Below are 24761 nucleotides of genomic sequence, written 5' to 3' on the forward strand. Positions count from 1 at the left end.
CTCGGTTCAATCCGTCTGCCTTCAATTACCGGAAAGTCCGGCCCGTCATAATCGCCGGCGAACACACCGCGTTTTTACACGACCTCGGTCGAAAGCAGAAATTCGCGCTGAAACACTGCCGTTCCTTGACCCGCGCGCCAAACTCCTCTAACCACAACCGTTCTTGGCGCGTCTTCGGGCGTCCCAAGTCCATGCGGCGGGCCTTTGTCCCGCCAAAGACGCACCCGTGGCGCTTCCTTCAATCAAGACCCGTTCTTTTGAAGCGACGAGCCTGTCGGCCTGACCTCGTTCGAGGCCGGGCAGAGGAGGGCGCGTTCCTCCCCCCTAGTTGGCGGGAGGACGCGAGTTTGAGCGCCGCGCTTTTCGGAGCGCCGGGCGTTTGCGCGCGCGTCCTCATTGCCAGCGCAATGATCGAAGAGGACACGCGATGACGAAGCGCGCGGAAGCAAAGTATAAAATCGACCGCCGGATGGGCGAGAACATCTGGGGCCGTCCGAAAAGCCCGGTCAATCGGCGCGAATATGGGCCGGGCCAGCACGGCCAGCGCCGCAAGGGCAAGCCGACCCCATTCGGCACCCAGCTCAAGGCCAAGCAGAAGCTGAAGGGCTATTACGGCAATATTTCGGAAAAGCAATTCCGCAAATATTACGCCGAGGCGATCCGCATGAAGGGCGATTCCGGCAATAACCTGATCGGCCTCCTGGAGAGCCGGCTCGACACCGTGGTCTATCGGGCGAAATTCGTCCCGACGGTTTTTGCCGCGCGCCAGTTCGTCAACCATGGCCATATCAAGGTCAATGGACGGCGGGTCAATATCGCGTCCTATCTGGTCAAGGTCGGCGACGTGATCGAGATCAAGGAAACCTCGCGCCAGATTATCCTCGTCCTCGAGGCCAAGCAACTCGCCGAACGCGACGTGCCGGATTATTACGAGGTCGATCACACCAAGATGAGCGCAAAGGTCATGCGGGTTCCTTTGCCGGCGGAAGTGCCCTATCCGGTCATCATGGAGCCCAATCTCGTGATCGAGTTCTACTCGCGTTAAGCAAATCGCTTTGGGCCGAACCGGCGTCTGGTTTGGCCCAAAGGACCCGCCGCAAGTGGGGTCGGCCTATTTCAACGCATGATCCGATCCGAGAAGTCCGCGCCTTCTCAGGACCGTGCTTTAGCTCAGATCATCCAGCTTGCGCCGTTTCGGCATCGCTGGTCAGCGCCAGCCATTCCTCTTCGGCCGCCATCAGCGCCGTTTCGAGATCGCCGCGCTGGGCGGCAAGCTGCGCAGCCTTCGCGGGGTCCTTGGCAAAGGCTTTGGGCGTCGCCAGCGCCATGTCGATCCGCTGGATCAGATCCTGGAATTTCCGCATCTTTTCCTCGATCGCCCAAATCTGCTTTTTGGTTGGCGCGCCATCCTTGCGGTTCTGTGCGCCCTCTTTGCGCTGGGGCGCCGAACGCTCGGCCTCGTTGCGGTTTTTCTTCGACGATTTGCCATTGCCGCCGCCGGCGCGGTCGAGGACGTATTTCTTGTAATCGTCCATGTCGCCGTCGAAGGCCTCTACCGTGCCCTCCTCGACGAGCCACAGCCGGTCGGCGCAGGCGTCCAAGAGATGCCGGTCATGCGAGACGAGGATGATGGCGCCCTCGTAATCGTTGATCGCCTCGATCAAGGCCGCCCTGCTGTCGATGTCGAGATGGTTGGTCGGTTCGTCGAGGATCATCAGATGCGGGCCATTGAAGCTCGCAAGTCCCATCAGAAGCCGCGCTTTCTCGCCGCCGGAGAGTTGCGCGACCTTGGTGTCGGCTTTGACGTTAGGAAAGCCGAACTGGGCGCATTTGCCCCTGATTTTCGCTTCCGTTCCCTCGCGCATGAGTTCGGCGACGCATTGATAGGGCGTCGCCTTTTCGTCGAGATCGTCGACCTGATGCTGGGCGAAAAATCCAACTTCGAGCTTCGATGAGCGCCTGACCGTTCCCGCCTGCGCCGAAAGCCGTCCGGCGACCAGCTTGGCGAAAGTCGATTTGCCGTTGCCGTTCGAGCCGAGCAGGCCGATCCGGTCGTCGTCCGAAATATTGAGCGAGAGCCGCTTCAAGACCGGCGTTTCGCCATAGCCGACGCTGGCGTCGTCCATCGCGACGATCGGCGGGCTTAACGGCTTTTGCGGCGAAGGAAGATGAAACGGCAGGATATGCCCGTCGACGATGGCCGAGATGGGCTCCATCTTGGCGAGCATCTTGAGGCGCGATTGCGCCTGCGCCGCCTTGGTCGCCTTGGCGCGGAAGCGATCGACGAAAGATTGTAAATGCTTGCGCTGATCGTCCTGCTTCTTCTTGTGCTTGAGCAAAATCGCCTGTTGTTCGCGCCGCTGCCGCTCGAAGCTCGAATAATTGCCGCGCCAGAGGGTGAGCTTGGCCTGATCGAGATGCAGGATGTGGTCGGAGACGGCGTCGAGCAAATCGCGATCATGGCTGATGACGAGGATCGTCGCCGGATAGCGCTGCAGATAGTCGATCAGCCAAAGCGTGCCTTCGAGATCGAGATAATTGGTCGGCTCGTCGAGCAGCAGAAGATCCGGGTTCGAGAACAGCACCGCTGCGAGCGCTACGCGCATGCGCCAGCCGCCGGAGAATTCCGATAGGGATCGGTTTTGCGCCGCTTCATCGAAACCAAGTCCGGCAAGAATTCCGGCGGCGCGCGAGGGCGCCGCATGGGCGTCGATGTCGACAAGGCGCAAATGGATATCGGAGATGCGGGCCGGGTCGGTGGCGGTCTCGGCCTCCTCCATGAGGCTGTGGCGCTCGAGATCGGCGGCGAGGACGAAATCGATCAGGGTTCCGGGGCCGCCCGGCGCCTCCTGCTCGACGCGGCCAAGGCGCATCTGTTTGGGGTAGGAAATCGAGCCGGTCTCAGGCGCCAGCTCCCCGGAGATCATCTTGAACAAGGTCGTCTTCCCGGCGCCATTGCGGCCGACGAATCCGACCCGCGCGTGGTCGGGCAGGGCGGCGGTCGCCTTGTCGAAAAGAATCCGAGGCCCTAGCCTTAGAGTAATGTCGTTGATATGGAGCATGCGGGCTTGTCGCCCGCCTTGTGCTGCATTGCAAGAGAAAGGATCGCGAGAAGCTACGCATCATTCTCCGCGACGCAGGGACGAACCCGCCAATTTTTCGGCCGCCGGCTGGATTTATCGCCGGATTTTATTCCTCCTCCTCCGCCGTGCGACCCTATGCCGCTCGGCGCAATGGCCAACGGGATCAACCCACGGAGCGGAGCAAGGGCTCGAAAGTGGTAAAGGTCCAAAGCGCCTCTTGCTCGAATGCGGGACTATGGTTAGAATGATTCTAAGCCATCGCCCCTCGCATTACGCGGGAGCACTGGCTTTTGTCCTGTTTGGTTTGAAGGGAGTGTGGATATGGCAGCGCTTGGTGGCAGCAAGACCGAAGGCAATCTGAAGGACGCCTTCGCCGGTGAATCGCAAGCGAACCGACGGTATCTTTATTTCGCACAAAAGGCGGATGTGGAAGGCTATAACGACGTCGCCGCGGTGTTCCGTTCGACGGCTGAAGGCGAAACCGGCCATGCCCATGGCCATCTCGAGTTCCTCGAGGCGGTCGGCGATCCCGCCACCGGCCTGCCGATCGGCGAAACCTCGCTGAACCTCACCGCCGCCGTCGCCGGCGAAACGCATGAATATACCGACATGTATCCGAGCATGGCGCGCACCGCCCGCGAGGAAGGTTTTGGCGAGATCGCCGATTGGTTCGAGACGCTCGCCAAGGCCGAGCGTTCGCACGCCGGCCGTTTCCAGAAGGCTCTCGACGAGCTGCCGAAGTAATCGGCCGAACACTTAAAGTCATCCGACGGCCCGGCTCATCCGCGAGCCGGGCCGTTCTTTCCCAGCGTTTCATCCAGCTTAGAAGAAGGCGACATGAGCGAAGGCGGTCTGGCAGCTCCCTCCCGGCATCCATTGGATTGGCAAAATCCCGATTTTTATGACGAGGCCAAACTCGACGCCGAATTGCGGCGGGTGTTTGACATTTGCCATGGCTGCCGCCGGTGCTTCAATCTATGCGATTCCTTCCCGCGCCTTTTCGACCTCGTCGACGCTTCGAAAAGTGGCGAATTGGACACGGTCGACAGCAAGGATTTCAAGCCTATCGTGGATGCCTGCACGCTCTGCGACATGTGCTACATGACGAAATGCCCCTATGTCCCGCCGCATGAATTCAATCTCGATTTTCCGCATCTGATGCTGCGCTATCGCGCCGTCGAAGCGAAGAAGGGCGAGATCGCGCGCCCCGAACGCGAGCTGGCTCAAACCGACCGCAATGGCAAACTCGCCTCTTACGTCGCGCCGCTCGCCAATTTCGTGACCAATAGCGCGAACAAGATGATGCGCGGCCTGCTTCAGAAAATCGCCGACCTCGACAAGGAGGCCTGGCTGCCGAAATATGCATCGAAGAGCTTCGAGGAGCGCGCCAAGGAAAAACCGCCGCTCGTCAACGCCCATGCTCCGGCCGCGGGCCGGAAGGCGGTCATCTACGCGACCTGCTTTGCCAATTACAACGAGCCCGACATCGGCCTCGCCGCCCGTGCGGTGCTCGCCAAGAACGGGGTCGAGACGCAAGTGCTGCATCCGCATTGCTGCGGAATGCCGATGTTGGAGCAAGGAAATATCGCGGAAGTCGCGAAGGCCGCCAAGATTGTCGCCTCTGAGCTGCGTCCCTGGATCAGAAAAGGCTATGACATCGTGGCGCTGGTGCCCTCTTGCGCCTTGATGCTGAAGACCGAATGGCCGCTGATCCTGCCCGATGACGCCGACGTCAAGATGTTGTCGAAGGCGACCTATGATCTCAGCGAATATGTCGTCGGCATCGCCCGCAAGGAAGGCCTCGCGCCGGGACTGGCGCCGGTCGCCCCGGGCGGCATAGCCCTGCATATCTCCTGTCATTCGCGGGCGCAGAACATGGGCCAGAAGGCGCGGGAGCTGTTGAAGCTTTTGCCGGAGGCCAATTTGCAGGTGATCGAGCGCTGCTCCGGCCATGGCGGGTCTTGGGGGTACAGATCCGAGAATTTCGAAACCGCCCTGAAGGTCGGCGCGCCGGTGGCCCGACAGGTCGTTGAGGGCGGCAAAGCCATCGTGACCTCGGAATGTCCGCTGGCTGGCCTTCATATCGCGCAAGGCGTCGAACGGCTCGGCGGCGGCGAAGGCAAGCCGCAGCTCTACAACCATCCGATCCAGCTCGTGGCGAAGGCCTATGGCCTCGACCAGGAGTCTGGCGCGTGATCGATGTGAATTAAAGCTATCTTGCTTGAACCATCGCGCCGGAAGAGTCTTGCCGGCGCCGCGTCCGGTCATCGACCTCGGAGCTGAAACATGGCGCAAAAACACAATCTGACGGCGGCCGACATCCTGCCGCTCGCGGAATATGGAAAGATACGCGCGGAAAGCCGCCGCAAGATCTCCGAGCGCAAACAGAATCGGCGCGTCGAGGTGGGGCCTTACATCACCTTCTATTTCGAGAATTACGACACGATGTGGATGCAGGTCCATGAGATGGTCTTCATCGAAAAAGGCGGAGACGCGCAGATTCGAGACGAAATCGCCGCCTATAATCCGCTGATCCCCAAAGGCCAGGAACTCGTCGCCACTTTCATGATCGAGATCGAGGATCCTGAGCGGCGCAAACGCATACTCGGCGCCGTGGGCGGCATCGAGAATGCCGCCTTCATCGCGATCGGCGCGGAGCGCATTCCCGGCTTGGCGGAGGAAGATCTGGAGCGCACGCGCGCCGATGGAAAGGCCTCCTCGGTCCAATTCGTGCATTTCGCCTTTACGCCGGCGCAGATCGCCGCGTTCCGCAGCCCCGGCGCGCAAATTTCGCTTGGGTTTTCGCATCCGTCCTACGGTCATATGGCTGTGTTGCCGGACGCCGTGCGCGCTGAACTGGCCGGCGATTTCGATTGAACGCGAGCGGCTTTGCGCGGGGCGCGGGCGCTGCGGGCCCATGCGCCATATAATCGAAATTAACGATGGTAATGATCTAAACCATCGATTGGACCGATGTTAATTCCGCCATTATAGCTCCCTTCACGGTCGATGCAGCGGCATCGACCGGGCCTTAAGAAGGAATTGGCAGATGGTCAGAATTGGATCCAAGGTTCCGAGCTTTTCCGTCATCGGCGTCAAGCCGGGTTTCGAGACGCACGAAGAAAACGGCGTCAGCGCCTTCGAGACGCTCACCGAAGCGAGCTTTCCCGGCAAGTGGAAGATTATTTTCTTCTATCCGAAGGATTTCACCTTCGTCTGCCCGACCGAGATCGCCGAATTCGCGCGGCTCAACGCGGAATTCGCGGATCGCGGCGCGGTCGTGCTCGGCGGTTCGACCGACAATGAATTCGTCAAGCTCGCCTGGCGGCGCTCGCATAAGGACCTCGCCAAGCTGCCGATCTGGCAATTCGCCGATACGAATGGATCCTTAACCGATGGTCTCGGCGTCCGCTCGCCCGATGGCGTCGCCTATCGCTATACGTTCATCGTCGATCCCGACAACGCGATCCAGCATATCTACGCCAATAACCTCAACGTCGGCCGCGCGCCCAAAGACACGCTGCGCGTGCTCGACGCCTTGCAGACGGACGAGCTTTGCCCCTGCAACCGCGAGGTCGGCGGCGATATTCTCCTGGTCGCGTGAGGCGCAAATGTCGATTGAAAGCCTGAAAGACAGGATTCCCGACTTCGCCCGCGATGTCCGTCTGAACCTTTCCGCAATCGTCAATGACGATGCGCTGGGCGAGGAGGCCAAATACGGGCTCCTGCTCGCCTGCGCCATCGCCACCCGCAACGCGGATGTGGCGCAGGCTTTCGATCGGGAGGCGGCCTCGCGTCTCTCGCCGGCGGCGCGGGATGCGGCGCGTTCGGCCGCCGCGATCATGGCGATGAACAATGTCTATTATCGATTTGTTCATCTGGCCTCGAACAAGGCCTATCGGACGATGCCGGCGAAGCTGCGGATGTCGGTGATCGGCGCTCCTGGCGTCGCCAAGGCGGATTTCGAGATCTGGTGCCTCGCGGTCTCGGCGATCAATGGCTGCGGCGCTTGCATCGACGCGCATGAAAAGGTCCTGGCGGCGGCGGGCGTGAGTCAGGAAGCGATCCAGTTCGCGGTGCGATGCGCCTCGATCGTTCAATCCGTCGCCGTCGCCATTGAGGCCGCCAGCCTCTCGGTCGAACACGCATGATCCATGGGGTCGCCCAACGTCCTATCTAAACGCATTTTCAAGCGAACCGAGGACGGCCTCGCTTGAAAACGCCGTCGGGATGGCGTTTCGGATCAATTCGGCGAGCGCCGCGATTGCGGGCCGGCGCGGATTGGTCGCCCGGCAAATGAGGCGAACGCCGCGCGAGGCATGCGGCCCCTCGATCCGTCGCGCGGTCAGATTGCCGGGAAGGCCGCGCGCGTCAAGAAGAGCGAGGCCCGGCGCCAGAGTCATGCCGTAGCCCGCCGCGGCCATATGCAGCAAGGTTTGCAGGCTTGTCGCCCGCATGTCGGCCATGGCGTCGTCGCCCAGATTGGGATGCTGGCAGAGGTCCAGCGCCTGATCGCGCAGGCAATGCCCGTCCGCGAGCAGCAAAAGGCGATGCGGATCGATGTCCTCCGCCTCGACGCTGGCGCGGCGCGCGAGCGGATCGTCATCCGGCAGAACCAGAAAAAAGGGCTCATCGAACAAGGGCAGGGCCTCGAGCGCGGCATTTTCCGGATCCGAGGCGATGATGGCGGCGTCGAGTCGGCCAGAGGCCACAGGCTCGATCAGCCGCTCCGTCAAATCCTCGACGAGGAGCAGGGGCGTCGCCGGCATGGCGTGGCGCGCGCGCGGCAGAATGAAAGGCATCAGATAGGGGCCAAGCGTTGGAATGACGCCGAGACGCAAGGGGCCGACCATCGGATCGCGGCAGGCTTTGGCGCAGGCGAGAAGGTCATCGGCGGCGGCGATGGCGCGCCGCGCTTGAGCGAGTATCTGCTCCCCGGCGGCCGTCGTCGCGATCGATTTGCCGACCCGCTCGAAAATGCAAACCCCGAGCTCTTCCTCTAATTTCAGGATCTGGCCGCTCAAGGTCGGCTGGCTGACATGGCAGGTGGCGGCGGCGCGGCCGAAATGGCCAAGATCGGCGACGGCGATAATGTAACGGAGGTCGCGCAAATTCATGCGATCGTAGTATCAAATCATAATTCTCGAAACAATCGGCCTTCTCTATGGAGCATGGACAGGCGCAAGCGCCGCGGCGCCTTGCAATGTCGGAGCGCGCCTCTATAAGCGGCGGTGCTTTTCCGCTTCTTCCGACGCAGGGACAAAATGGCCATCGAACGCACTTTCTCCATCCTCAAGCCCGACGCGACCCGGCGCAATCTGACCGGGGCGATCAACGCCCTGATCGAAAAGGCCGGCCTGCGCATCGTCGCGCAAAAGCGCGTTCAATTCACCCGCGCCCAGGCGGAAACTTTTTACGCGGTTCACAAGGCGCGGCCCTTCTTCGGCGAACTCGTCGAATCGATGATCGGCGGTCCGGTGGTCGTGCAAGTGCTCGAGGGCGAGGACGCGATCAAGAAATACCGCGACGTGCTCGGCGCGACCGATCCGTCCAAGGCCGATCCAGGCACGATCCGCAAGGAATTCGCGCTTTCGCTTGGAGAAAATTCGGCGCATGGCTCGGATGCGCCCGAGACCGCCGCGGTCGAAATCGCGCAATGGTTCTCCGGCAACGAGATCGTTGGGTAAATATTGCCGCAAGGTCGCGCAAGCGGCCTTGCCCCCTAATCTTGACTGCATCAGACTGAGGTTTCGCGACGGACCGCCGTGAGACAGAGACGTGGAGGGCCGCGGATGCTGGCTTTGTCGAGGCGCATCGGCGTTTTTGCAACGCTAGTGGCCTTCGCGCTGTTGGGCGTTCTCGCGTCGCCGCGTCCGGCTCATGCCGGCCTGGGCGAGTGGCTGCAGCGCAATATTAGTTTCTTGCGCGGCGGCAAGCCTGAAGCCCTCCGCAAGAGTCTGGACGACCCTGCCGCCAAGCTTTTCGCTTTCTTCCAACCGCTCGGCCTGCTGCCGGTCTTGGCTCCCGCTGGAGAAATGCCCGGCGACGTCTATCGGTCGACGCTTGGCGGGTTCAGGACGCGGCAGCCGACCTGTTTTCCGAAATTGGCGGAAGTTGCGGGCAGCGCCAACCTGCCCTCCATGAACGAGGCGACCCAGGCGGAGCTGAATGCAACGCTGAAGGCCGCGATCGAGGAGGCAAGTCTTGGCGAGGGCGGCGTCAAGCTGCGCTTCGAACGGACCGGAACGCTCAGTTTCGACAATGTTTCCGTTCGCAGCACGGGCGAAGCGGAAGTCTTGAAAAGCTTTCAAGCGACGAAAAACAGGCCGGAATGCGCGCCATTGGCGCCAATCCTGGATCCAAAGGCCAATCCCCGCGGCGCCGAGGGGCTCATCCTGGGCAATGTGTACACGGCGGCGGCCAACGCTCATTGGAGCGTGTCGGCGGAAGGCGGCGGCCAGGCGAAGCTGGGCTTGGACGAACTGGCCAAGCTCATCAAACGGGTCGCGGAGCGCCTTGTTGGACGCGACATCCCCGTCAAAATCGATCTTGGCCTAGAGGTTCAGGGAAGCCTGGGCCGGACCCGGGAAATCTCCCTGGTCTCCACCAAGGCGCTGCCGGTCGCCTATGCCCCCTTGTTCATTTCGCTATCCCATCTCGCGCAAATTTCGGAAGGGATCAAATCGAACCGCATCGCGATCCTCGAGAATGTCTTTCTCGCGGAGCGGCGCAGCCATCCAACTTCCTCCAGGCGCGAGATCCGCCGGGTCATGACCAAGGAGGCGAGCATGGATCTGCCCTCCCCGGAGGCCATTTCCGCAGCGATGCAGACCGGCCCCTTTGCGCCCTTCGATCCGGAGAAGCCCGAACATGCGTCCTATATCGCGGCCGTCGACACGCTGCTGGCGTTGAGCCTGGAGCTCACTGAAGGGTAGGGCGCGAATCGCGTTGGCGCGAGCGCGCCCATCCTCCGGTTGCGAAAAGGCGATCGTCGCGCCATCATGGCCGGCCATGAACGCCGCGCCAAAAATCCTCCGCCACCCTTCCGCCTGTCCGCATGATTGCCCCTCGGTCTGCGCCCTCGATGTCGAGGTGATCGACGGAAAAACCATCGGGCGCATTCATGGCGCGAAGGATCAGACCTATACCGCCGGCGTCGTCTGCGCCAAAGTCGCGCGCTATGCCGAGCGGATCCATCATCCGGACCGCTTGCTCTATCCGCTGAAGCGCACAGGCCCCAAGGGATCGGGCTCCTTCGCGCGGATCTCCTGGGACGAAGCGCTCGACGCAATCGCGGCAGAATTCCTGAAAGCCGAACATGAGTTCGGCGCGGAGAGCATCTGGCCCTATTACTACGGCGGCACGATGGGCCGCGTCATGCGCGATGGGATCAACCGCCTCACCCATGCCAAGCGCTATTCGCGTTTCTATGGCTCGATCTGCGTCAATATCGCCTGGCCGGGCTTTATCGCCGGGACCGGAAAAATGGCCGGACCAGATCCGCGCGAAATCGCCAAATCCGATTGCGTCGTGATCTGGGGCACGAATGCGGTGGCGACGCAGGTCAATCTGATGACCCATGCGGCGCGGGCGCGAAAAGAGCGCGGCGCGAAGATCGTCGTCATCGATATTTATCGCAACGCGACAACGGCGCAGGCCGATCTCGCGCTCTGCCTTAGGCCGGGAACCGATGGCGCGCTCGCCTGCGCGGTGATGCATGTGCTCTTTCGCGATGGTCTCGCCGATTGGGATTATCTGGAAAAATATACCGATGCGCCGCATGAGTTCGAGGCGCATCTTACAAGCCGCACGCCGCGCTGGGCCGCCGCGATCACTGGCCTCAGCGTCGAGGAGATCGAGGCCTTCGCCCAGCTTATAGGGCGGACAAAGAAGACCTTTTTCCGGCTTGGCTATGGCTTCTCGCGCCAGCGCAATGGCGCGGTCAATATGCACGCGGCCTCCTGCATCGCCGCAGTGACCGGGGCGTGGAAAGAGGAGGGCGGCGGCGCCTTCCACAATAATGGCGCGATCTTTCATCTGCGCCAGGACCTGATCGAAGGCCTCGACGTCCGCGATTCCACGACCCGCATCCTCGATCAATCGCGAATCGGCGCGATCCTGACCGGCGATTCGGACGCCCTTCGCGGCGGCGGGCCGGTGAGAGCCATGCTCATTCAAAACACCAATCCGATGTCGGTCGCCCCTGACCAGACCAAGGTGCGGCAAGGGTTTTCTCGCGCCGATCTCTTCGTCGCCGTGCATGAGCAATTCTTGACCGAGACGGCGGCCATGGCCGACATCGTCCTACCCGCCACGATGTTTCTTGAACATGATGATTTCTATGCGGGGGGAGGGCATCAGCATCTTGAATTCGGCGGCAAGCTGATCGAGCCTCCGGGGGAATGCCACAGCAATCATGAGGTCGTTTGCGCGCTTGCGGGCAGGCTTGGGGCCGAGCATCCGGGCTTTGCGATGAGCCCGCGCGAATTGATCGACGCGACCTTGCGCGAATCCGGCTGGGGCGGGCTCAAAGAGCTTGAGGACAAGCGCTGGCTCGACGCTCAGCCCGATTTCGCCGCGGCGCATTATCTCGACGGCTTCGCCTGGCCGGACAAGAAATTCCGCTTCAAGCCGGATTGGGCGAATGTGCCTTTTGGCAATATTGGCCTGCAAGGCCCGTGGCGCGAGATGCCTAGCCTGCCCGATCATTGGGACGCGATCGAGAGCGCCAACGACGCCTATCCCTTCCGCCTGGCGACGAGCCCGGCGCGCAATTTCCTGAACTCCAGTTTCACGCAGACGCGGACGTCCCGCGCCGCGGAGGGCGGGCCAACGGTCAAGATCCATCCGTTTGATGCCGCGCGCCTTGGCGTCGAGGCCGGTGATAAGGTCGTCCTCGGCAATGATCGGGGCGAGGTGCGGCTCAGGGTGGCGCTTTTCGATGGATTGCAGCAGGGCGTGCTGATCGCGGAAGGGATCATGCCCAATGCCTCGTTCGAAGACGGCAAGGGGATCAACACGCTGACCGGCGCCGACAGCGTCGCGCCCTACGGCGGGGCGGCGTTTCATGACACGCGGGTTTGGGTGAAGAAGGCCGACGGCGTCGCGGATGGAGGCGGTTGAGGGTTACGAGGCCGCAGGAACGCGCAGGGGCGCGGGCAGGGCGCCGCTGCCATCCTCGCAAAACACTCGATTGCCTTGGACCTGGAGGCGCCCGGCGGCGAGGCGCTCCAGCGCGGCCGGGTAGATGACATGCTCTTGCGCCAGCACGCGGGCCGCGAGCGTTTCGGGCGTGTCGGAATCGAGCACCGCAACCGCCGCCTGAGCGATGATCGGGCCCTCATCCATGGCCGGGACCACGAAATGCGCCGTGCAGCCGTGGATTTTGACGCCATCATCCAAGGCGCGTCGATGCGTGTCGAGCCCTCGATAGGCCGGCAAGAGGGCTGGGTGGATGTTGATCAGCGCGCCTTGCCATTGGCCGATGAACCAGGGCGTCAGCATCCGCATGAAGCCGGCGAGGCAAATGATTTCAATGCGGTGCAGATCGAGCAGGACCTGCATCGAGCGTTCGAACTCCTCCCGCCCAGCGTAAATCTTATGATCGACAGCGGCGCAAGCGATGCCGTTCTCCTTGGCGAAAGCCAATCCTGCCGCGTCCGGCCGGTTCGACAGGACAAGGGCGATTTCGGCGGGAAAGGCAGGGACGCGCGCGGCTTCGATCAGAGCCCGCATATTGGAGCCGCGCCCGGAGATCAGGATCGCCGTGCGTTTGCGCTGGGAGGTCACAGCGGCAGGCGCCCGGAATAGGCGACCCTCTCCGCGTCGCCCGTTTCGATGACCTGCCCAAGGAGCACCGGGGGGTCTTCGCCCGCGCCGCTCAGGCTGGCTTCAACCTCCTCGGCGCGCTCTGGGCTGACGACCAGAACCATGCCGACGCCGCAATTGAACGTGCGCAACATCTCGGCTTCGCTGACCTCGCCCGCCTCGGCGAGCCAGCAAAAAACCGGCGGCGCGGGAATCGCGGAAAGATCGAGCCGCGCCCCCAGGCCATGCGGCAGGACGCGCGGCAGATTGTCAGGAAATCCGCCTCCGGTGATATGGGCCAGGGCCTTGACGCCCTGCGTCGCCTCGAGCAGCCGCAGGACTTGCCTGACGTAAATGCGGGTCGGCGTCAGCAAGGCTTGGCCAAGCGTTTTGGCGGCGTCATAGGGGGCCGCGTCGGTCCAGGCGAGTCCGGTTTTCGCGACGATCTTGCGCACCAGCGAAAAGCCGTTCGAATGCAGGCCGGAGGAGCGCAGTCCGATGAGGCGGTCGCCCGAAGCGATCCCGGCTTTCGGCAAGAGCTTGCCGCGCTCGACGGCGCCGACGGCGAAGCCGGCGAGATCGTAGTCGGCGCCGCCATAAAGACCCGGCATTTCAGCGGTTTCGCCGCCGATCAAGGCCGCCCCGGCCTCGATGCAGCCTTGCGCGATGCCCTTGACGACGGCGGCCCCGGCGGCGGGATCGAGTTTGCCGGTGGCGTAATAGTCTAGGAAGAACAGCGGCTCGGCGCCCTGAACGATGAGATCGTTGACGCACATGGCGACGAGATCGATCCCGATCGTGTCGTGAATGCCGGTCTCGATCGCGATTTTGACTTTCGTGCCGACCCCATCATTGGCGGCGACGAGGATCGGATCGGAAAAGCCCGCCGCCTTGAGATCGAACAATCCGCCAAAGCCGCCGATTTCCGCGTCGGCGCCGCGCCGGCGGGTGGCGCGCACCAGCGGCTTGATCGTTTCGACCATGGCGTTGCCGGCGTCGATATCGACGCCGGCATCGGCATAGGTCAGGCCATGTTTTTTCGTCATGAGGGTCCCGGCAAGAGCCCGCCAGGGCTAGCGCCTTGTGGGGAGCAAAGCAAGGTTGGCAAATCCAGTCGGCGCAGTCTTTGGAGCGAAACGCGCGGGGGGCGGGGCGCGTCCGGGATTGGCGTTCCAATGATGGGAGGGGTAGCATCAGCGTCGACAAGGACGAAGGAGCCAATCCAATGCCTGTCCAGCATGACCATCCGCATCATCATGACCACGGCGCGGAGCGCCATCGCGACAGCCCGGATCATGCGCCGGATCTGGTCAAGGATCCTGTCTGCGGAATGAGCATCGATCCCGCCAAGACGAAGCGCGCCGCTGAATATGAGGAAAGGACTTATTACTTCTGCTCGGCCCATTGCCGCGACAAATTCACCGTAGATCCAGAACGCTACGTCAGGCGGGCCGCCGCCGCGGCGCCAAAGACGCCGCCGGCGCCGGCCGGAACGATCTACACCTGCCCCATGCACCCGCAGATCCGCCAGCCCGGTCCCGGCAATTGCCCGATCTGCGGCATGACGCTTGAACCCGAAACGCCATCAGCCGAGACAGGTCCCAGCGCTGAGCTCCTCGACATGACGCGGCGATTCTGGATCGGTCTTGTTCTTTCGATCCCAGTGCTGGCGCTGGAGATGGGCGGCCACGTCCTGAACTTGCACTGGCTTTCACGGCAGAGCTCGAACTGGGCTCAATTCGCGCTGGCGACTCCGGTTGTGCTCTGGGCTGGCTGGCCCTTCTTCGCGCGCGCATGGCGATCGCTCCTGACCCGCAACCTCAACATGTTCACGCTGATCGCCATGGGCACGGGCGTTGCCTGGTTCTATAGCGTTGCAGCGACCGTTGCGCCGCAGATCTTTCCGCCCGCCTTCCGCAATGCTGACGGCTCCGTCGCGATCTATTTCGAGGCGGCGGCGGTCATCACTGTCCTCGTGCTTCTCGGTCAGGTGTTGGAGCTCCGCGCGCGCGAGCAGACAGGAGGCGCCATCCGCGCGCTGCTGGACCTCGCCCCGAAGACGGCGCGCCGGATCGAGTCGGACGGCGGCGAGCGCGACATTGCCCTCGAATCCGTCGCGGTTGGCGACATGCTGCGCGTGCGTCCAGGCGAGAAGACGCCGGTCGACGGCGAACTCGTTGAAGGCCGCAGCGCCGTTGACGAGTCCTTGGTCACCGGAGAATCGATGCCGGTGACCAAGATTGTCGGCTCGAAGTTGATCGGCGGCACGATGAATCAGACCGGCAGTTTCGTGATGCGCGCCGAGAAGATCGGCCGCGACACGATGCTCGCGCAGACCGTGCAAATGGTCGCGAATGCGCAGCGCAGCCGAGCTCCGATCCAGCGCCTTGCGGATCGGGTCTCCGGCTGGTTCGTGCCGCTCGTCATTGGCATAGCCGCGCTCGCCTTTGTCGCGTGGTCGATCTGGGGACCGGAGCCGCGATTGAGCTTTGGTCTGATCGCCGCCGTCTCGGTGCTGATTATCGCTTGTCCGTGCGCGCTTGGGCTGGCGACGCCGATGTCGATCATGGTCGGCGTCGGGCGCGGCGCGCAATCCGGCGTTTTGATCAAGAACGCCGAGGCGCTGGAGCGCTTCGAGAAAATTGACACGCTTGTCGTCGACAAGACCGGCACGCTCACCGAAGGCAGGCCGCGCGTTGCGGCGATCATCCCCGCATCGGGATTCGAAGGCGACGACGTGCTGCGTCTTGCCGCAAGTCTGGAGCGCGGCAGCGAACATCCGCTTGCGGCGGCCATCGTCGCAGCCGCGCAGGAGAAAGCCCTGACTCTGTCTGAAGCGCAGGACTTCGATTCGCCAGTCGGCAAGGGCGTTGCCGGCGAGGTCGAAGGGCGGCGGCTCGCCATCGGCAATCGCCGTTTCCTCGGAGAGCTCGGCATCGATGCGCACGCCCTGGAGCAACAGGCGGAGGCGCTTCGGCTCGATGGCGCCACGGCGGTCTTTTTGGCGATCGATGGCCGCGCAGCGGGGCTCATCGGGATCGCCGATCCGATCAAGCAGACGACGCCGGAGGCCGTCCGCGCGCTGCTCGCCGACGGCATTCGCGTCGTCATGCTGACCGGCGACAATCGCACGACCGCCGAGGCCGTCGCGAAGCGGCTCGGCATCACGGAGATCGAGGCGGAAATCCTGCCGGAGGACAAGAGCAAGGTGGTCGAGCGCCTGCGCCGCGATGGCCGCGTCGTCGCCATGGCGGGCGACGGGGTCAATGATGCGCCGGCGCTCGCAGCGGCCGACATTGGCGTCGCGATGGGGACCGGGACGGATGTCGCCATCGAGAGCGCCGGCGTCACTCTGCTCAAAGGCGATCTTCAGGGCGTCATGCGGGCGAGGCGCCTCTCAGCGGCGACGATGCGCAACATCCGCCAGAACCTCTTCTTCGCCTTCGTCTACAATGCGGCGGGCGTGCCGATCGCGGCGGGCGCACTCTATCCCGTCTTCGGCGTTTTGCTTTCGCCGATCATTGCGGCGGCGGCGATGGCGCTGTCATCTGTCAGCGTGATCGCCAACGCGCTGCGGCTGCGCGTCACGCGGCTTGATTGAAGAAATAGGCAGACGAGCCATGATGAACGGCTATGGAATGATGGACGGTGGGATGTGGGGCATGGGCCTGATCGGGTTGCTGCTCCTTGTCGTCCTGATCCTCTTAATCGCGGCCTTGATCAAGTATCTGAGCAGCTAGAGCGCTTTCCGATCGAATGGAGTCATTCGATCGATCAGAAATCGCTCCAGTGTTAGAGCGTCTGAGCATATTCTCGTCGAACAGATGAACCAATCTGTTCGGATTATGCTCTAGAGCATGTTCTTTAAAAAGTTGATCGACTTTTTCGATATTGAGACATCGGATATATCCGATGTCTCATAAGAACATGCTCCAACCCTACGCGGCGGCCCTGACCGCCGCCGCGCCGCAATCAAAAATCCAATCCGACATAAGCCTGATGCTCTCGTTCAAAATGGGCCTTCACCGAGGTGGCGCCGCTATCGTCGCCAATGCTGAGCATCAGAGGGACAGGGTTTTGTGGCGCATTCAGAGTGACGCCTTCCGCCGCTGCGAGGAAGGCGTATCGCAGCGCGCCGGTGGGCCTGATCAGAGCTTTCAGCTTAACGCCGTCGACAATCCCGGCATAGGTGAAAAGCCCGTCCGCGCGCTTCTTGAAGGAGCCGGCCGGAATGGTGGCGGCAAAGCCGCCGACTTGGAGCAAGGTCGGCTCGGCGCCGGGATTTATTCCATTGCTCTTGGCGCTGCTCAAAGTGAAGCTTGACTGGAGCGCGAATGCCTTATCGCGGCCCGTCTCGATTTGAAGTCTGGCGTTAAAGCTGAGAAAGGAAGCGCCCGGAGGGGCTGGCATGATGCCCACTCCATGCGGCATATTGCCCGCGCTTACCTCAGCCGCCACAGTATTGGTTGCGGCGTCGATCACCCAGACGCTGGAGGATGTGAAGCTGATCGAGACGTAGACCTCCTTCCCGTCTGGCGTGATGGCGATTCCCGAAGGATAGCGCAGGGCCGGAACTTTCGCCGCCACCTGTTTGTTCGCGGTATCAATGACCGAAACGCCGGCCGGGTCGTCCACGGTGACATAGGCGCGTTTCCCGTTTGGAGTAATGGCGACGCCAAAGGATTGGCCACCCACCGGGATCGCATTGGACACGCTTTTCGTTGCGGCATCGATGACCGAGACGACATTCTCGCCCCGATGCGTTACATAGATCTCCTTGCCATCTGGCGTGACGGCGACGCCATAGGGGTAGCGCTTCGTGGGGATCGTGGCCGTGACCTTCCGGGTCATCGTATCGATCACCGAAACGCTGTTGGAGATAAGATTGGCGACATAGGCCTGCTTTCCGTCACGCGCGATCGCGAGTTCAACCGGGGTGTTTCCTACCGGGATTGTGGCCGCCACCGTGTTGCTGGCTGCATCGATCACTGCAACTGCGTTGTCTCCGGAAATCGCGACATAGACATTTTTTCCATCTGGAGTGACCGCGAGACCGGAGGGGCTATGTCCAACCAAAATCGTCGCCGCCACAGCGTTCTTGGTTGCGTCGATCACCGAAACGCTGTTGTCGCCTGTATTCTCGACGTAAACTTTTTGCCCGCCTGGCGCTACAGCGACCGCGAAGGGAGAGCGCCCGACCGGGATAGTGGCCACTACCGTCTTGGTCGCGGTATCGATGACCGAGACGTCAAAAGAGGCCGCGTTGGCGACATAGGCGAAGGGCGCCGCCTGCGCTGGCCACGCGATCGAGCCTGACCCTATTGCCAACATCGTCCAAAGGACGGCGGCATTACATGTTCTTGTAGCGTGGTCCCGCTCGCGGCCTAAGCAATCCATGATCAATCTCCTTAATTTTAAGGATCAAGTTTTTTGATGATTTGTATTGGCGCCAATTGACTACATGAGCGCTGTGAGCTATTATTATTCAATAAGGCTCAATTGAATCGGGTGAGCTAATCTTAAACAGCGCATGCTAAACCACGAGAGCAACAACCGGTTCCATTCTACCACGATCCTTGGCTAGGGGTTGGCCTGCGCCTATGTTAGATTAAACAACAAAAAGCGAGGGGCCGCCTTTCAGCGCTGAGATGGCATGAGTTTTCCCCTTTACCGCAGTCTGCCCAATCTAATCACGCTCGGCCGCCTCGTGCTGGTTCCGGCTATTATGGCGATGATCGCCGCGCAACGCTGGCAGGCCGCTTGCGTGGTTTTCATCGTCGCCGGCCTCTCCGATGCGCTGGATGGCTGGATCGCCAAGAGCTTCAATCTGCGCAGCGAACTCGGGGCCTATCTCGATCCCTTGGCGGACAAGGCGCTGATCGTCTCGATCTATGTTGCGCTCGCGATCGTCGGGGTTTTGCCGGCGACGATCGCGATCATCGTCGTCGCCCGCGACGTGATGATCGTCGGGGCCTTCATGATTTCCTGGTTCCTGGACAAGCCGATGGCGGTCAAGCCGCTGCTCATCTCGAAGCTGAACACTTTGGTCCAGCTCGGCTGCGCGGCGATGATTCTCGCCGTCAAGGCGTTCGATTTTCCGGCTGGAATCTGGTTCGATGTTTCGCTCTACGCCGTCGCGGCCCTCAGCCTTGCCTCGCTTGCGGCCTATTTCAACCAATGGATCCGGCACATGAGCGTATGACGCAAGCAACGGTTTGTGCACGCCTCTGATGCTATGTCATCAACGCTTATGCTATGGAAGAGACTGGCGCCCGGACAAATCAACGTCCGGCGCCGCACGTTGGGACAAGTCCGCCGGAGCGTCGCGGCCGCAGGCGGAGAGGGGCGATGGCGATGCGGATCGAATGGCAGATCGGCTTCTGGGTCGGCGCGTTATTTCTCTTCATCCTGCTGCTCTGGCTGTTCAGCGGCGTGCTCTTGCCTTTCGCCGCAGCGGTGGCGCTCGGCTATCTCTTGAATCCTGTCGCCGACCGGCTCGAGCGGCTGGGTCTCAGCAGGCTCGGGGCGACCCTTCTCATTATGGCGGGTTTCGCCATCGTGCTTGTCTCGTGTTTCGTTCTGATCGCGCCCATTCTCGGGAAGCAACTGGCGAGTTTCATCAGCGCGGCGCCCGAATATGGGGCCAGATTGACGCAATTGATTTCAGATCAGAGCGCGCGCCTCGCGCATCAATATGGCGGCGTTCTCTTTGAAAAGCTCGGCCTTGGAAACGAGGCGGCGGCCGATATTCGAAGCACCACGAGCGATCTCGTTTCCCAGGCGGCGCAATGGGCGGCCTCCTTCGTGAAATCGCTTTGGACCAGCGGGGCGGCTCTGATCAGCCTCGTTTCGCTGATTATCGTGACGCCGGTTGTCGCCTTTTACATGCTGCTCGACTGGCGCCAGATGATCGCGACGATCGATGGCCTCGTGCCGCTCCGTCATCGCGATACTGTGCGCCAACTCGCGCATGAGATCGACGCCGCCATGGCGGGCTTTCTGCGCGGCCAATCCCTTGTCTGTCTCTTCCTGGGCTCGTGGTACGGTATCGGGCTTTCGCTGATCGGGCTTAATTTCGGCCTATTGATCGGCATTTCGGCCGGAATCTTGAGTTTCATCCCCTATGTCGGCTCCTTGACCGCGCTTGTCTTGGCCTCGGCCGTGGCGATCGTGCAGGATTGGCCGCAATGGAAGCTGCTTCTCATGGCGCTCGCGGTCATTGGGACTGGCCAATTTCTCGAAGGCAATATCCTGTCGCCCAAGCTCGTCGGCGAATCGGTCGGGCTGCATCCGGTCTGGTTGATTTTCGCGCTGCTCGCGTTCGGCAGCCTGTTTGGCTTCACCGGCCTGATTACCGCGGTTCCGCTCGCCGCCGCCGCCGGCGTGATCTTGCGCTTTGCGGTCAAGCGCTATCGTGAAAGCAATATTTACACGGGATTGCCGCCGCCAAGGCCGAAACTCTTTCTCGAAGCCACTGTGGCGCCGCCCCCAAAGGATCATTGAAAATGGTTCGTCTCGTCCTCGGCGGCGCGCATAAAACGCTGGCGCCGAGCCGGCAATTGACACTGGAGATCGCTCCGGCGCCCCGCTTCGGTCGAGAGGATTTCTTCGTTTCCGATTCGAATGAAAAAGCCTATGCGATGATAGAGCTCTGGCCCGATTGGCCGGACAAGGCGCTGGTGATTTTGGGGCCTGCGGGCGCCGGCAAGAGCCATCTTGGCGCGATCTGGGCGGCGAAGGCGAAGGCCCGCGCCCTTTACGCCGCCGAGTTGGCGCGCGCCGACATAGACGCTTTGGCCGCCGCCGGGCCATTGCTTGTCGAGGACTTGGAAGCGATCGGCGCGGCGGAAACGCATCTCTTCCATCTCGTCAATCTCCTGCGCGAACGCGGAGTGGCGCTGGCGCTGACCGCGCGAAAGCCGCCGGATGCCTGGGGCTTGCAAATCCCCGATCTCCTGTCGCGCCTGCGTCTTGCGCCCTGCGTCGAAATTGGGACGCCGGACGACGCTTTGATGCGGGCGGTTCTCGTCAAGCACTTCGTCGACAGGCAACTGGTCGTCGACCCCGGCGCCGTCGAATATGCCGCGCTGCGGCTCGACCGCTCGCTCAACGCCGCCCGCTCCTTTGTCGATGCGCTCGACCGGGAGGCGCTGTCGCGCCAAAGACCGATCACGCGGGCCATGGTGGCGGATGTGCTCCGGGATCTGTCGAGCGCCGAAGACGCCCCGCGCCTCGTCGGGGAGGAAGATCGCTAAATTGGCGCCTTCAGAACATGTCTTCAAAAGCAATCTTGCTTAGAGCGCGTCCCGATCACATGGAATCATGTGATCGACAAGGACTCGCTCGAAATCGAAGAGTTGGAGCATGTCCCGATTAGACATCGAATATATCCGATGTCTAAAAATCGATCAACTTTTTCGGGACATGCTTAGGGTCCGACATAGCGGATCTGACGGCCCTTCGCGTCCGTGATCATCGTGCCAGCGGCGACGTGAGGCTCCGCCGCCGATCGGCCGGTGACGACTTCATGCTGGCGCTCGATGCGCTTGCCGGCGTCGGACCGATTTGCGTCAATTGCGGCAAGGGCGGTGCGGGTGCGGCCGGAAAGGCCCTTGATCTCCGACAGACGGGCGAAATCCTCGGGCTTATGATGCCGCCCGGAATCGCCGGTAAAAATGCGGATGCCGCGTTGCGTCATCACCGCGTCGCCGTCCTTCAAACTGTCGTCATCCATGAGGCCGGCGGGAGAAGCATGGGGCAGGCCCTTACGGGGCTTGCCCGCCTTTTCCAGCATGGTCACATTTTTTGGGTGGTGAAGCAGGACAGCCTTGTTCTTGCGTTGACGGAAATGGTCGCCGCGCAAACGGGGCGCAATGGCGCCGGGGTAGCCGGGAGCCGGGCTTTGAGCGACAGGCGGCGGACCAAACAGGAAGTCGAAAAATCCAGCATGGGCCGCATTCAAAGGCATGGCCAATGCGCCAGCGGCGATGGCTGGAATGCGCGCATGGCGGAAAAGCGTCAATAATAACTTTCGCGAAAATCCCACCTGCACTGTCTCCGTCGCAAAAATGGCGTCAAGAACATTCCAATAGCTAACGCCACCGGAACGCGAGGGCGGTGCGCAAAGTTCCCCTAAAGTTTCAGGTTCGCTTCAAAAGCTGTTCATATTCCGCTCGCACCGCGGCCGCCCCATATAGGCGTTCAAGCCGCAAAATTGTGAAATGGCCGCGCGCGAGCGTCTGGAAATGATCGACGAAGGCGTAATTAATCGCCGCGCCGCAGGCGGCGCCGATCACCGGGACGCTCTGGGCGGCGAGCTTTTGCGAAACGACGACGCCAAATCGGGCGCCGATCTGCGTCACGAAGCGCACCAGCAGGGGAGCGGCTTCGTCGCCAAGGCCGCGCTCCAGGAGATAGCGGCCGGCCTCGGTCACCGATTTCGCCAAAATGCCGCGAACCGCGAAATAGCCGGTCTCCACGCTGGGGTCGCCCGCAAGATGGGCGTATTGAAGCAGATTCTCCTTCGCATCGCAGCGCCCCCCTAGAGCGAAGACCTCGAGGCAGGCGAAGGCGGCCGTGGGCTGGGACAGATCTTCGCCTTCGCTGCGCGCGATATCGGCGATTGAACGCAGCATGAGCGTGGTCGTGAAGGGCAATTCGACCGGGAGGCCCGAAAAGCCGAAGGCGCCGCCGGCGGCGCCAGCGAGAACCGCGACGGTCTTGTGAAGACGGCGGGTGTCCCGGACGGGCCTTCCCTCAAGGCTCCTCACGGCCAGGACAAGCGCGCGCTTGATTGCGATTTCGGCCGCCTGGTTCACGACGTCTAAAATTTGCGCCGGAAAGACCGATCCGATGAAGCCGACCTGCCGGCCGAGAAGGGATGAGAGGCGCATCGCCAGACTGGAGCGTTCGAGTTGCGCGATCGCGCGCTCCAGCGACGCTTGGTCCTCCGCCGAGAACCCCGATGTCTCGCTTCGAATGACCCACGCGCCCGATGTGGACGGGGTGGCGTTAATCAGGGAATTCACAAGCTGTCCTCGCCAAAATAGCCTTGCCCAATAGCCTGGCGGCGCTTATCCGCGCGTTTTATCATGTGGCCCTATCCACACATCGCAAAGCCTATTTGGACGCCCGGTCCTTTTGCAACGGCAAAAATGCGGCTAGCGCATCGCGCCGCGGCTGTCGCGGCATTTAATGCAATTGGCCACTTTCCATCCGCCATTCAAGTCCGATCAAAAAAAGTCGCCAAATACAATCGATTTGGCTTTGACGTGCGTTAAGCAAATGCCGCTTGGGTCGAGCCTAAAGGCCATTTGGCTAAAAACCGACCCAGGTCATTCAGCGCGCGCCAAATCGGACCTGCGAAAAATCCGCGTCATGGGCCGTCTCGGAGGCGAGGATATAATGGGGTGGGCTACGAGATCCATTCGGGCGCTAAGCCGGGCGTCGTGTTGTCTGATGGCGTTCGGCCTCGACGCGCTTCCGACGGCGCAGGCGGCGGGTCCGCCGCGCGCCGCCTTTGCTTTGGTCGGCGAGCCGGCGACAGCACCCTTCGGATGGGTCGATTTTTGCCGCCGCCATGACGGCGAGTGTGACGGCGGCAAGCTTGCGCCGCTGGACATCAATCTGACGGCTGGAGCGATTAAGGAACTCGAACGCCTCAACCAATGGGTCAATGGGCATATTGAGCCGGTGGCGGACCTCGATCACTGGGGGGTCGTCGACCAATGGGACTACCCGACCGACCGCAAAGGCGATTGCGAGGATTACGCAATCTTAAAGCGGCGGCTCCTTCTCGAAGAAGGTTTTCCGCGTCAAGCTTTACTGATGACCGTGGTCAAGGACGCGCGCAATGAGGGCCACGCGCTGCTGACCATAAAGACGAACCTCGGCGAGTTCGTGCTCGACAATCTGAATAATGAAATGAAACGCTGGGACCAGACTGGCTATCGTTTCGTCAAACGGCAATCACAGAGCGATCAGAATCTTTGGGTGCAAATCGGCGAGCCGACCCCGGCTCCAGAATATGTGTCCCGCTGAAGCCGGCCTTTGTCATTGAGGCCGCGGCGCGGCGGTCCGTGGTGGTCCCGCGCATCCCGGAAACGGAGCGGCGCGGTCCGCCGATCAGCGCATCGACGCGAATTGCAATATCTTCCAAAGCCCGAAGGCGAAGAGGAAGACGAGCGACAGCAGCACCGCAATGACGAAAATTTGCGTTCCACGGTTCAGCGGATTGGCCGGGCCGCCGTTTGGTCCACGGTCGCTCCCGGCGGCGCCAACGGGGAAAGGGCTCTGGCCGCTTGAATAGAGGCTGACGGCCGCGGCGGCTGCATCGGTATCGCTGATCGACACAAGAGCGCCAGGGTAGGTCGGCCTGCCGTCTGCGTCGTGGACGATTTCAATCCGCCGCAGGGTTTCGAGCGGACCTTTCGCGGCGCCAGATTTGAGAATCGCCTTTTTTGCCGCTAGAAGACCGCAGAACGATGCCTTGATGGCGGGCTGTCGAAGGCAATAGGCGATCTCGGACGGAGCGAAAGCATCGAGATAAAAGTCATGCTCGCCAAAGTTTGCGGCGTCCGGCAGGCTCGCCAGGGTCACTATTTCAATGCCGATGCCGCCCGGCGCGCCATTCAGTCCGGAACCGGCCGATTGCGACGATGCGGCGTTGGTCGCCGGGGGCGGGGTTTCTTCCAAAGCGATGTCGCCCTTCAACAGGCTGTTGATCGTGAATGCGGCTCGATTGTCGCCGGCCTTAGCGACAGAAAGCGAAGCCACAGATGGTCGACAAGACACCAAAAATCTGCCGCGCGCAAGCCGGGACCTCTCGCGGGCCTTGTCGACAGCCTTGAATCTGCGAGGCTCTCCCTCGGA

The 24761-nt window shown here is 61.9% G+C and carries 22 protein-coding genes; 14 read left to right on the forward strand and 8 right to left on the reverse strand.

The window, feature by feature from the left end:
• The first annotated feature begins 427 nt into the window (after positions 1-427).
• Complete coding sequence (gene rpsD / locus DL86_RS05590; RefSeq protein ID WP_036259207.1) at positions 428-1045, forward strand: 30S ribosomal protein S4; 618 nt, start codon at positions 428-430, stop codon at positions 1043-1045.
• A 130-nt stretch (positions 1046-1175) separates the two neighbouring features.
• Here the strand turns inward: rpsD and DL86_RS05595 are convergent, their stop codons facing one another.
• Positions 1176-3062 (reverse strand): ABC-F family ATP-binding cassette domain-containing protein, encoded by a 1887-nt coding sequence (locus tag DL86_RS05595; protein WP_036259210.1) that lies wholly within the window; start codon positions 3060-3062, stop codon positions 1176-1178.
• 342 nt (positions 3063-3404) lie between these two features.
• Between DL86_RS05595 and DL86_RS05600 the strand changes: the two genes are divergently transcribed.
• The 5 genes from DL86_RS05600 to ahpD all read left to right on the forward strand — a co-directional run bounded on the left by DL86_RS05600 (position 3405) and on the right by ahpD (position 7234).
• Positions 3405-3827, forward strand: coding sequence for a rubrerythrin family protein (locus tag DL86_RS05600; protein WP_036259213.1), 423 nt, complete (start codon positions 3405-3407; stop codon positions 3825-3827).
• A 93-nt stretch (positions 3828-3920) separates the two neighbouring features.
• On the forward strand, positions 3921-5279 hold the full coding sequence (locus DL86_RS05605; RefSeq protein WP_036259216.1) for a heterodisulfide reductase-related iron-sulfur binding cluster: 1359 nt from the start codon (positions 3921-3923) through the stop codon (positions 5277-5279).
• 90 nt (positions 5280-5369) lie between these two features.
• Complete coding sequence (locus DL86_RS05610) at positions 5370-5960, forward strand: DUF3501 family protein (RefSeq protein WP_036259218.1); 591 nt, start codon at positions 5370-5372, stop codon at positions 5958-5960.
• Between the two features lie 172 nt (positions 5961-6132).
• Positions 6133-6687, forward strand: coding sequence for a peroxiredoxin (locus DL86_RS05615; RefSeq protein WP_036259220.1), 555 nt, complete (start codon positions 6133-6135; stop codon positions 6685-6687).
• A 7-nt stretch (positions 6688-6694) separates the two neighbouring features.
• Positions 6695-7234, forward strand: a complete 540-nt coding sequence (gene ahpD, locus DL86_RS05620; protein WP_036259222.1) for an alkylhydroperoxidase, AhpD family — start codon at positions 6695-6697, stop codon at positions 7232-7234.
• A 21-nt stretch (positions 7235-7255) separates the two neighbouring features.
• On the opposite strand, the gene DL86_RS05625 is transcribed toward ahpD, so the two are convergent.
• Positions 7256-8200, reverse strand: coding sequence for a LysR substrate-binding domain-containing protein (locus DL86_RS05625; protein ID WP_051952784.1), 945 nt, complete (start codon positions 8198-8200; stop codon positions 7256-7258).
• A gap of 147 nt (positions 8201-8347) precedes the next feature.
• Between DL86_RS05625 and ndk the strand changes: the two genes are divergently transcribed.
• The 3 genes from ndk (at position 8348) to DL86_RS05640 (ending at position 12206) form a co-directional block, all read left to right on the forward strand.
• Positions 8348-8770: a nucleoside-diphosphate kinase gene (gene ndk, locus DL86_RS05630; RefSeq protein WP_036259225.1), complete on the forward strand. Its 423-nt coding sequence runs from the start codon at positions 8348-8350 to the stop codon at positions 8768-8770.
• 105 nt (positions 8771-8875) lie between these two features.
• The gene (locus DL86_RS05635) at positions 8876-10018 is read left to right on the forward strand and encodes a hypothetical protein (RefSeq protein WP_156964494.1); all 1143 of its coding nucleotides are present in this window, start codon (positions 8876-8878) and stop codon (positions 10016-10018) included.
• 76 nt (positions 10019-10094) lie between these two features.
• Positions 10095-12206, forward strand: coding sequence for a molybdopterin-containing oxidoreductase family protein (locus DL86_RS05640; protein ID WP_036259501.1), 2112 nt, complete (start codon positions 10095-10097; stop codon positions 12204-12206).
• Positions 12207-12209: 3 nt separating this feature from the next.
• Here DL86_RS05640 and purN read toward each other — a convergent pair whose 3' ends face one another.
• On the reverse strand, positions 12210-12872 hold the full coding sequence (purN, locus tag DL86_RS05645) for a phosphoribosylglycinamide formyltransferase (protein WP_036259230.1): 663 nt from the start codon (positions 12870-12872) through the stop codon (positions 12210-12212).
• Positions 12869-13936, reverse strand: coding sequence for a phosphoribosylformylglycinamidine cyclo-ligase (gene purM, locus DL86_RS05650; protein ID WP_036259231.1), 1068 nt, complete (start codon positions 13934-13936; stop codon positions 12869-12871). Before purM ends, purN begins: the two co-directional genes overlap by 4 nt.
• Before the next feature lie 179 nt (positions 13937-14115).
• Here purM and DL86_RS05655 point away from each other — a divergent pair, with 179 nt between their 5' ends.
• The gene (locus tag DL86_RS05655; RefSeq protein WP_036259234.1) at positions 14116-16491 is read left to right on the forward strand and encodes a heavy metal translocating P-type ATPase; all 2376 of its coding nucleotides are present in this window, start codon (positions 14116-14118) and stop codon (positions 16489-16491) included.
• A 371-nt stretch (positions 16492-16862) separates the two neighbouring features.
• Here DL86_RS05655 and DL86_RS05660 read toward each other — a convergent pair whose 3' ends face one another.
• Positions 16863-18287 (reverse strand): YncE family protein, encoded by a 1425-nt coding sequence (locus tag DL86_RS05660; protein ID WP_084572732.1) that lies wholly within the window; start codon positions 18285-18287, stop codon positions 16863-16865.
• 256 nt (positions 18288-18543) lie between these two features.
• Here DL86_RS05660 and DL86_RS05665 point away from each other — a divergent pair, with 256 nt between their 5' ends.
• The 3 genes from DL86_RS05665 (at position 18544) to DL86_RS05675 (ending at position 21145) form a co-directional block, all read left to right on the forward strand.
• Positions 18544-19092, forward strand: coding sequence for a CDP-alcohol phosphatidyltransferase family protein (locus tag DL86_RS05665; RefSeq protein ID WP_036259236.1), 549 nt, complete (start codon positions 18544-18546; stop codon positions 19090-19092).
• A gap of 152 nt (positions 19093-19244) precedes the next feature.
• Positions 19245-20393, forward strand: a complete 1149-nt coding sequence (locus DL86_RS05670; RefSeq protein ID WP_036259504.1) for an AI-2E family transporter — start codon at positions 19245-19247, stop codon at positions 20391-20393.
• A gap of 2 nt (positions 20394-20395) precedes the next feature.
• Positions 20396-21145 (forward strand): P-loop NTPase family protein, encoded by a 750-nt coding sequence (locus DL86_RS05675; RefSeq protein ID WP_051952788.1) that lies wholly within the window; start codon positions 20396-20398, stop codon positions 21143-21145.
• A 173-nt stretch (positions 21146-21318) separates the two neighbouring features.
• Here DL86_RS05675 and DL86_RS05680 read toward each other — a convergent pair whose 3' ends face one another.
• Both DL86_RS05680 and DL86_RS05685 read right to left on the reverse strand, forming a co-directional pair.
• The gene (locus DL86_RS05680; RefSeq protein ID WP_156964495.1) at positions 21319-21858 is read right to left on the reverse strand and encodes a hypothetical protein; all 540 of its coding nucleotides are present in this window, start codon (positions 21856-21858) and stop codon (positions 21319-21321) included.
• A 172-nt stretch (positions 21859-22030) separates the two neighbouring features.
• Positions 22031-22918 carry an EcsC family protein gene (locus tag DL86_RS05685; protein WP_245276258.1) on the reverse strand — a complete coding sequence of 296 codons (888 nt, stop codon included), beginning with the start codon at positions 22916-22918 and terminating at the stop codon, positions 22031-22033.
• A gap of 430 nt (positions 22919-23348) precedes the next feature.
• On the opposite strand from DL86_RS05685, the gene DL86_RS05690 reads away from it, so the two are divergent.
• Positions 23349-23930 carry a transglutaminase-like cysteine peptidase gene (locus DL86_RS05690; protein WP_245276260.1) on the forward strand — a complete coding sequence of 194 codons (582 nt, stop codon included), beginning with the start codon at positions 23349-23351 and terminating at the stop codon, positions 23928-23930.
• An 84-nt stretch (positions 23931-24014) separates the two neighbouring features.
• On the opposite strand, the gene DL86_RS05695 is transcribed toward DL86_RS05690, so the two are convergent.
• Positions 24015-24665 (reverse strand): holo-ACP synthase, encoded by a 651-nt coding sequence (locus tag DL86_RS05695; protein WP_036259241.1) that lies wholly within the window; start codon positions 24663-24665, stop codon positions 24015-24017.
• Positions 24666-24761: the final 96 nt, after the last annotated feature.

Source organism: Methylocapsa aurea, from assembly GCF_000746085.1.
Taxonomy (GTDB): Bacteria; Pseudomonadota; Alphaproteobacteria; order Rhizobiales; family Beijerinckiaceae; genus Methylocapsa; species Methylocapsa aurea.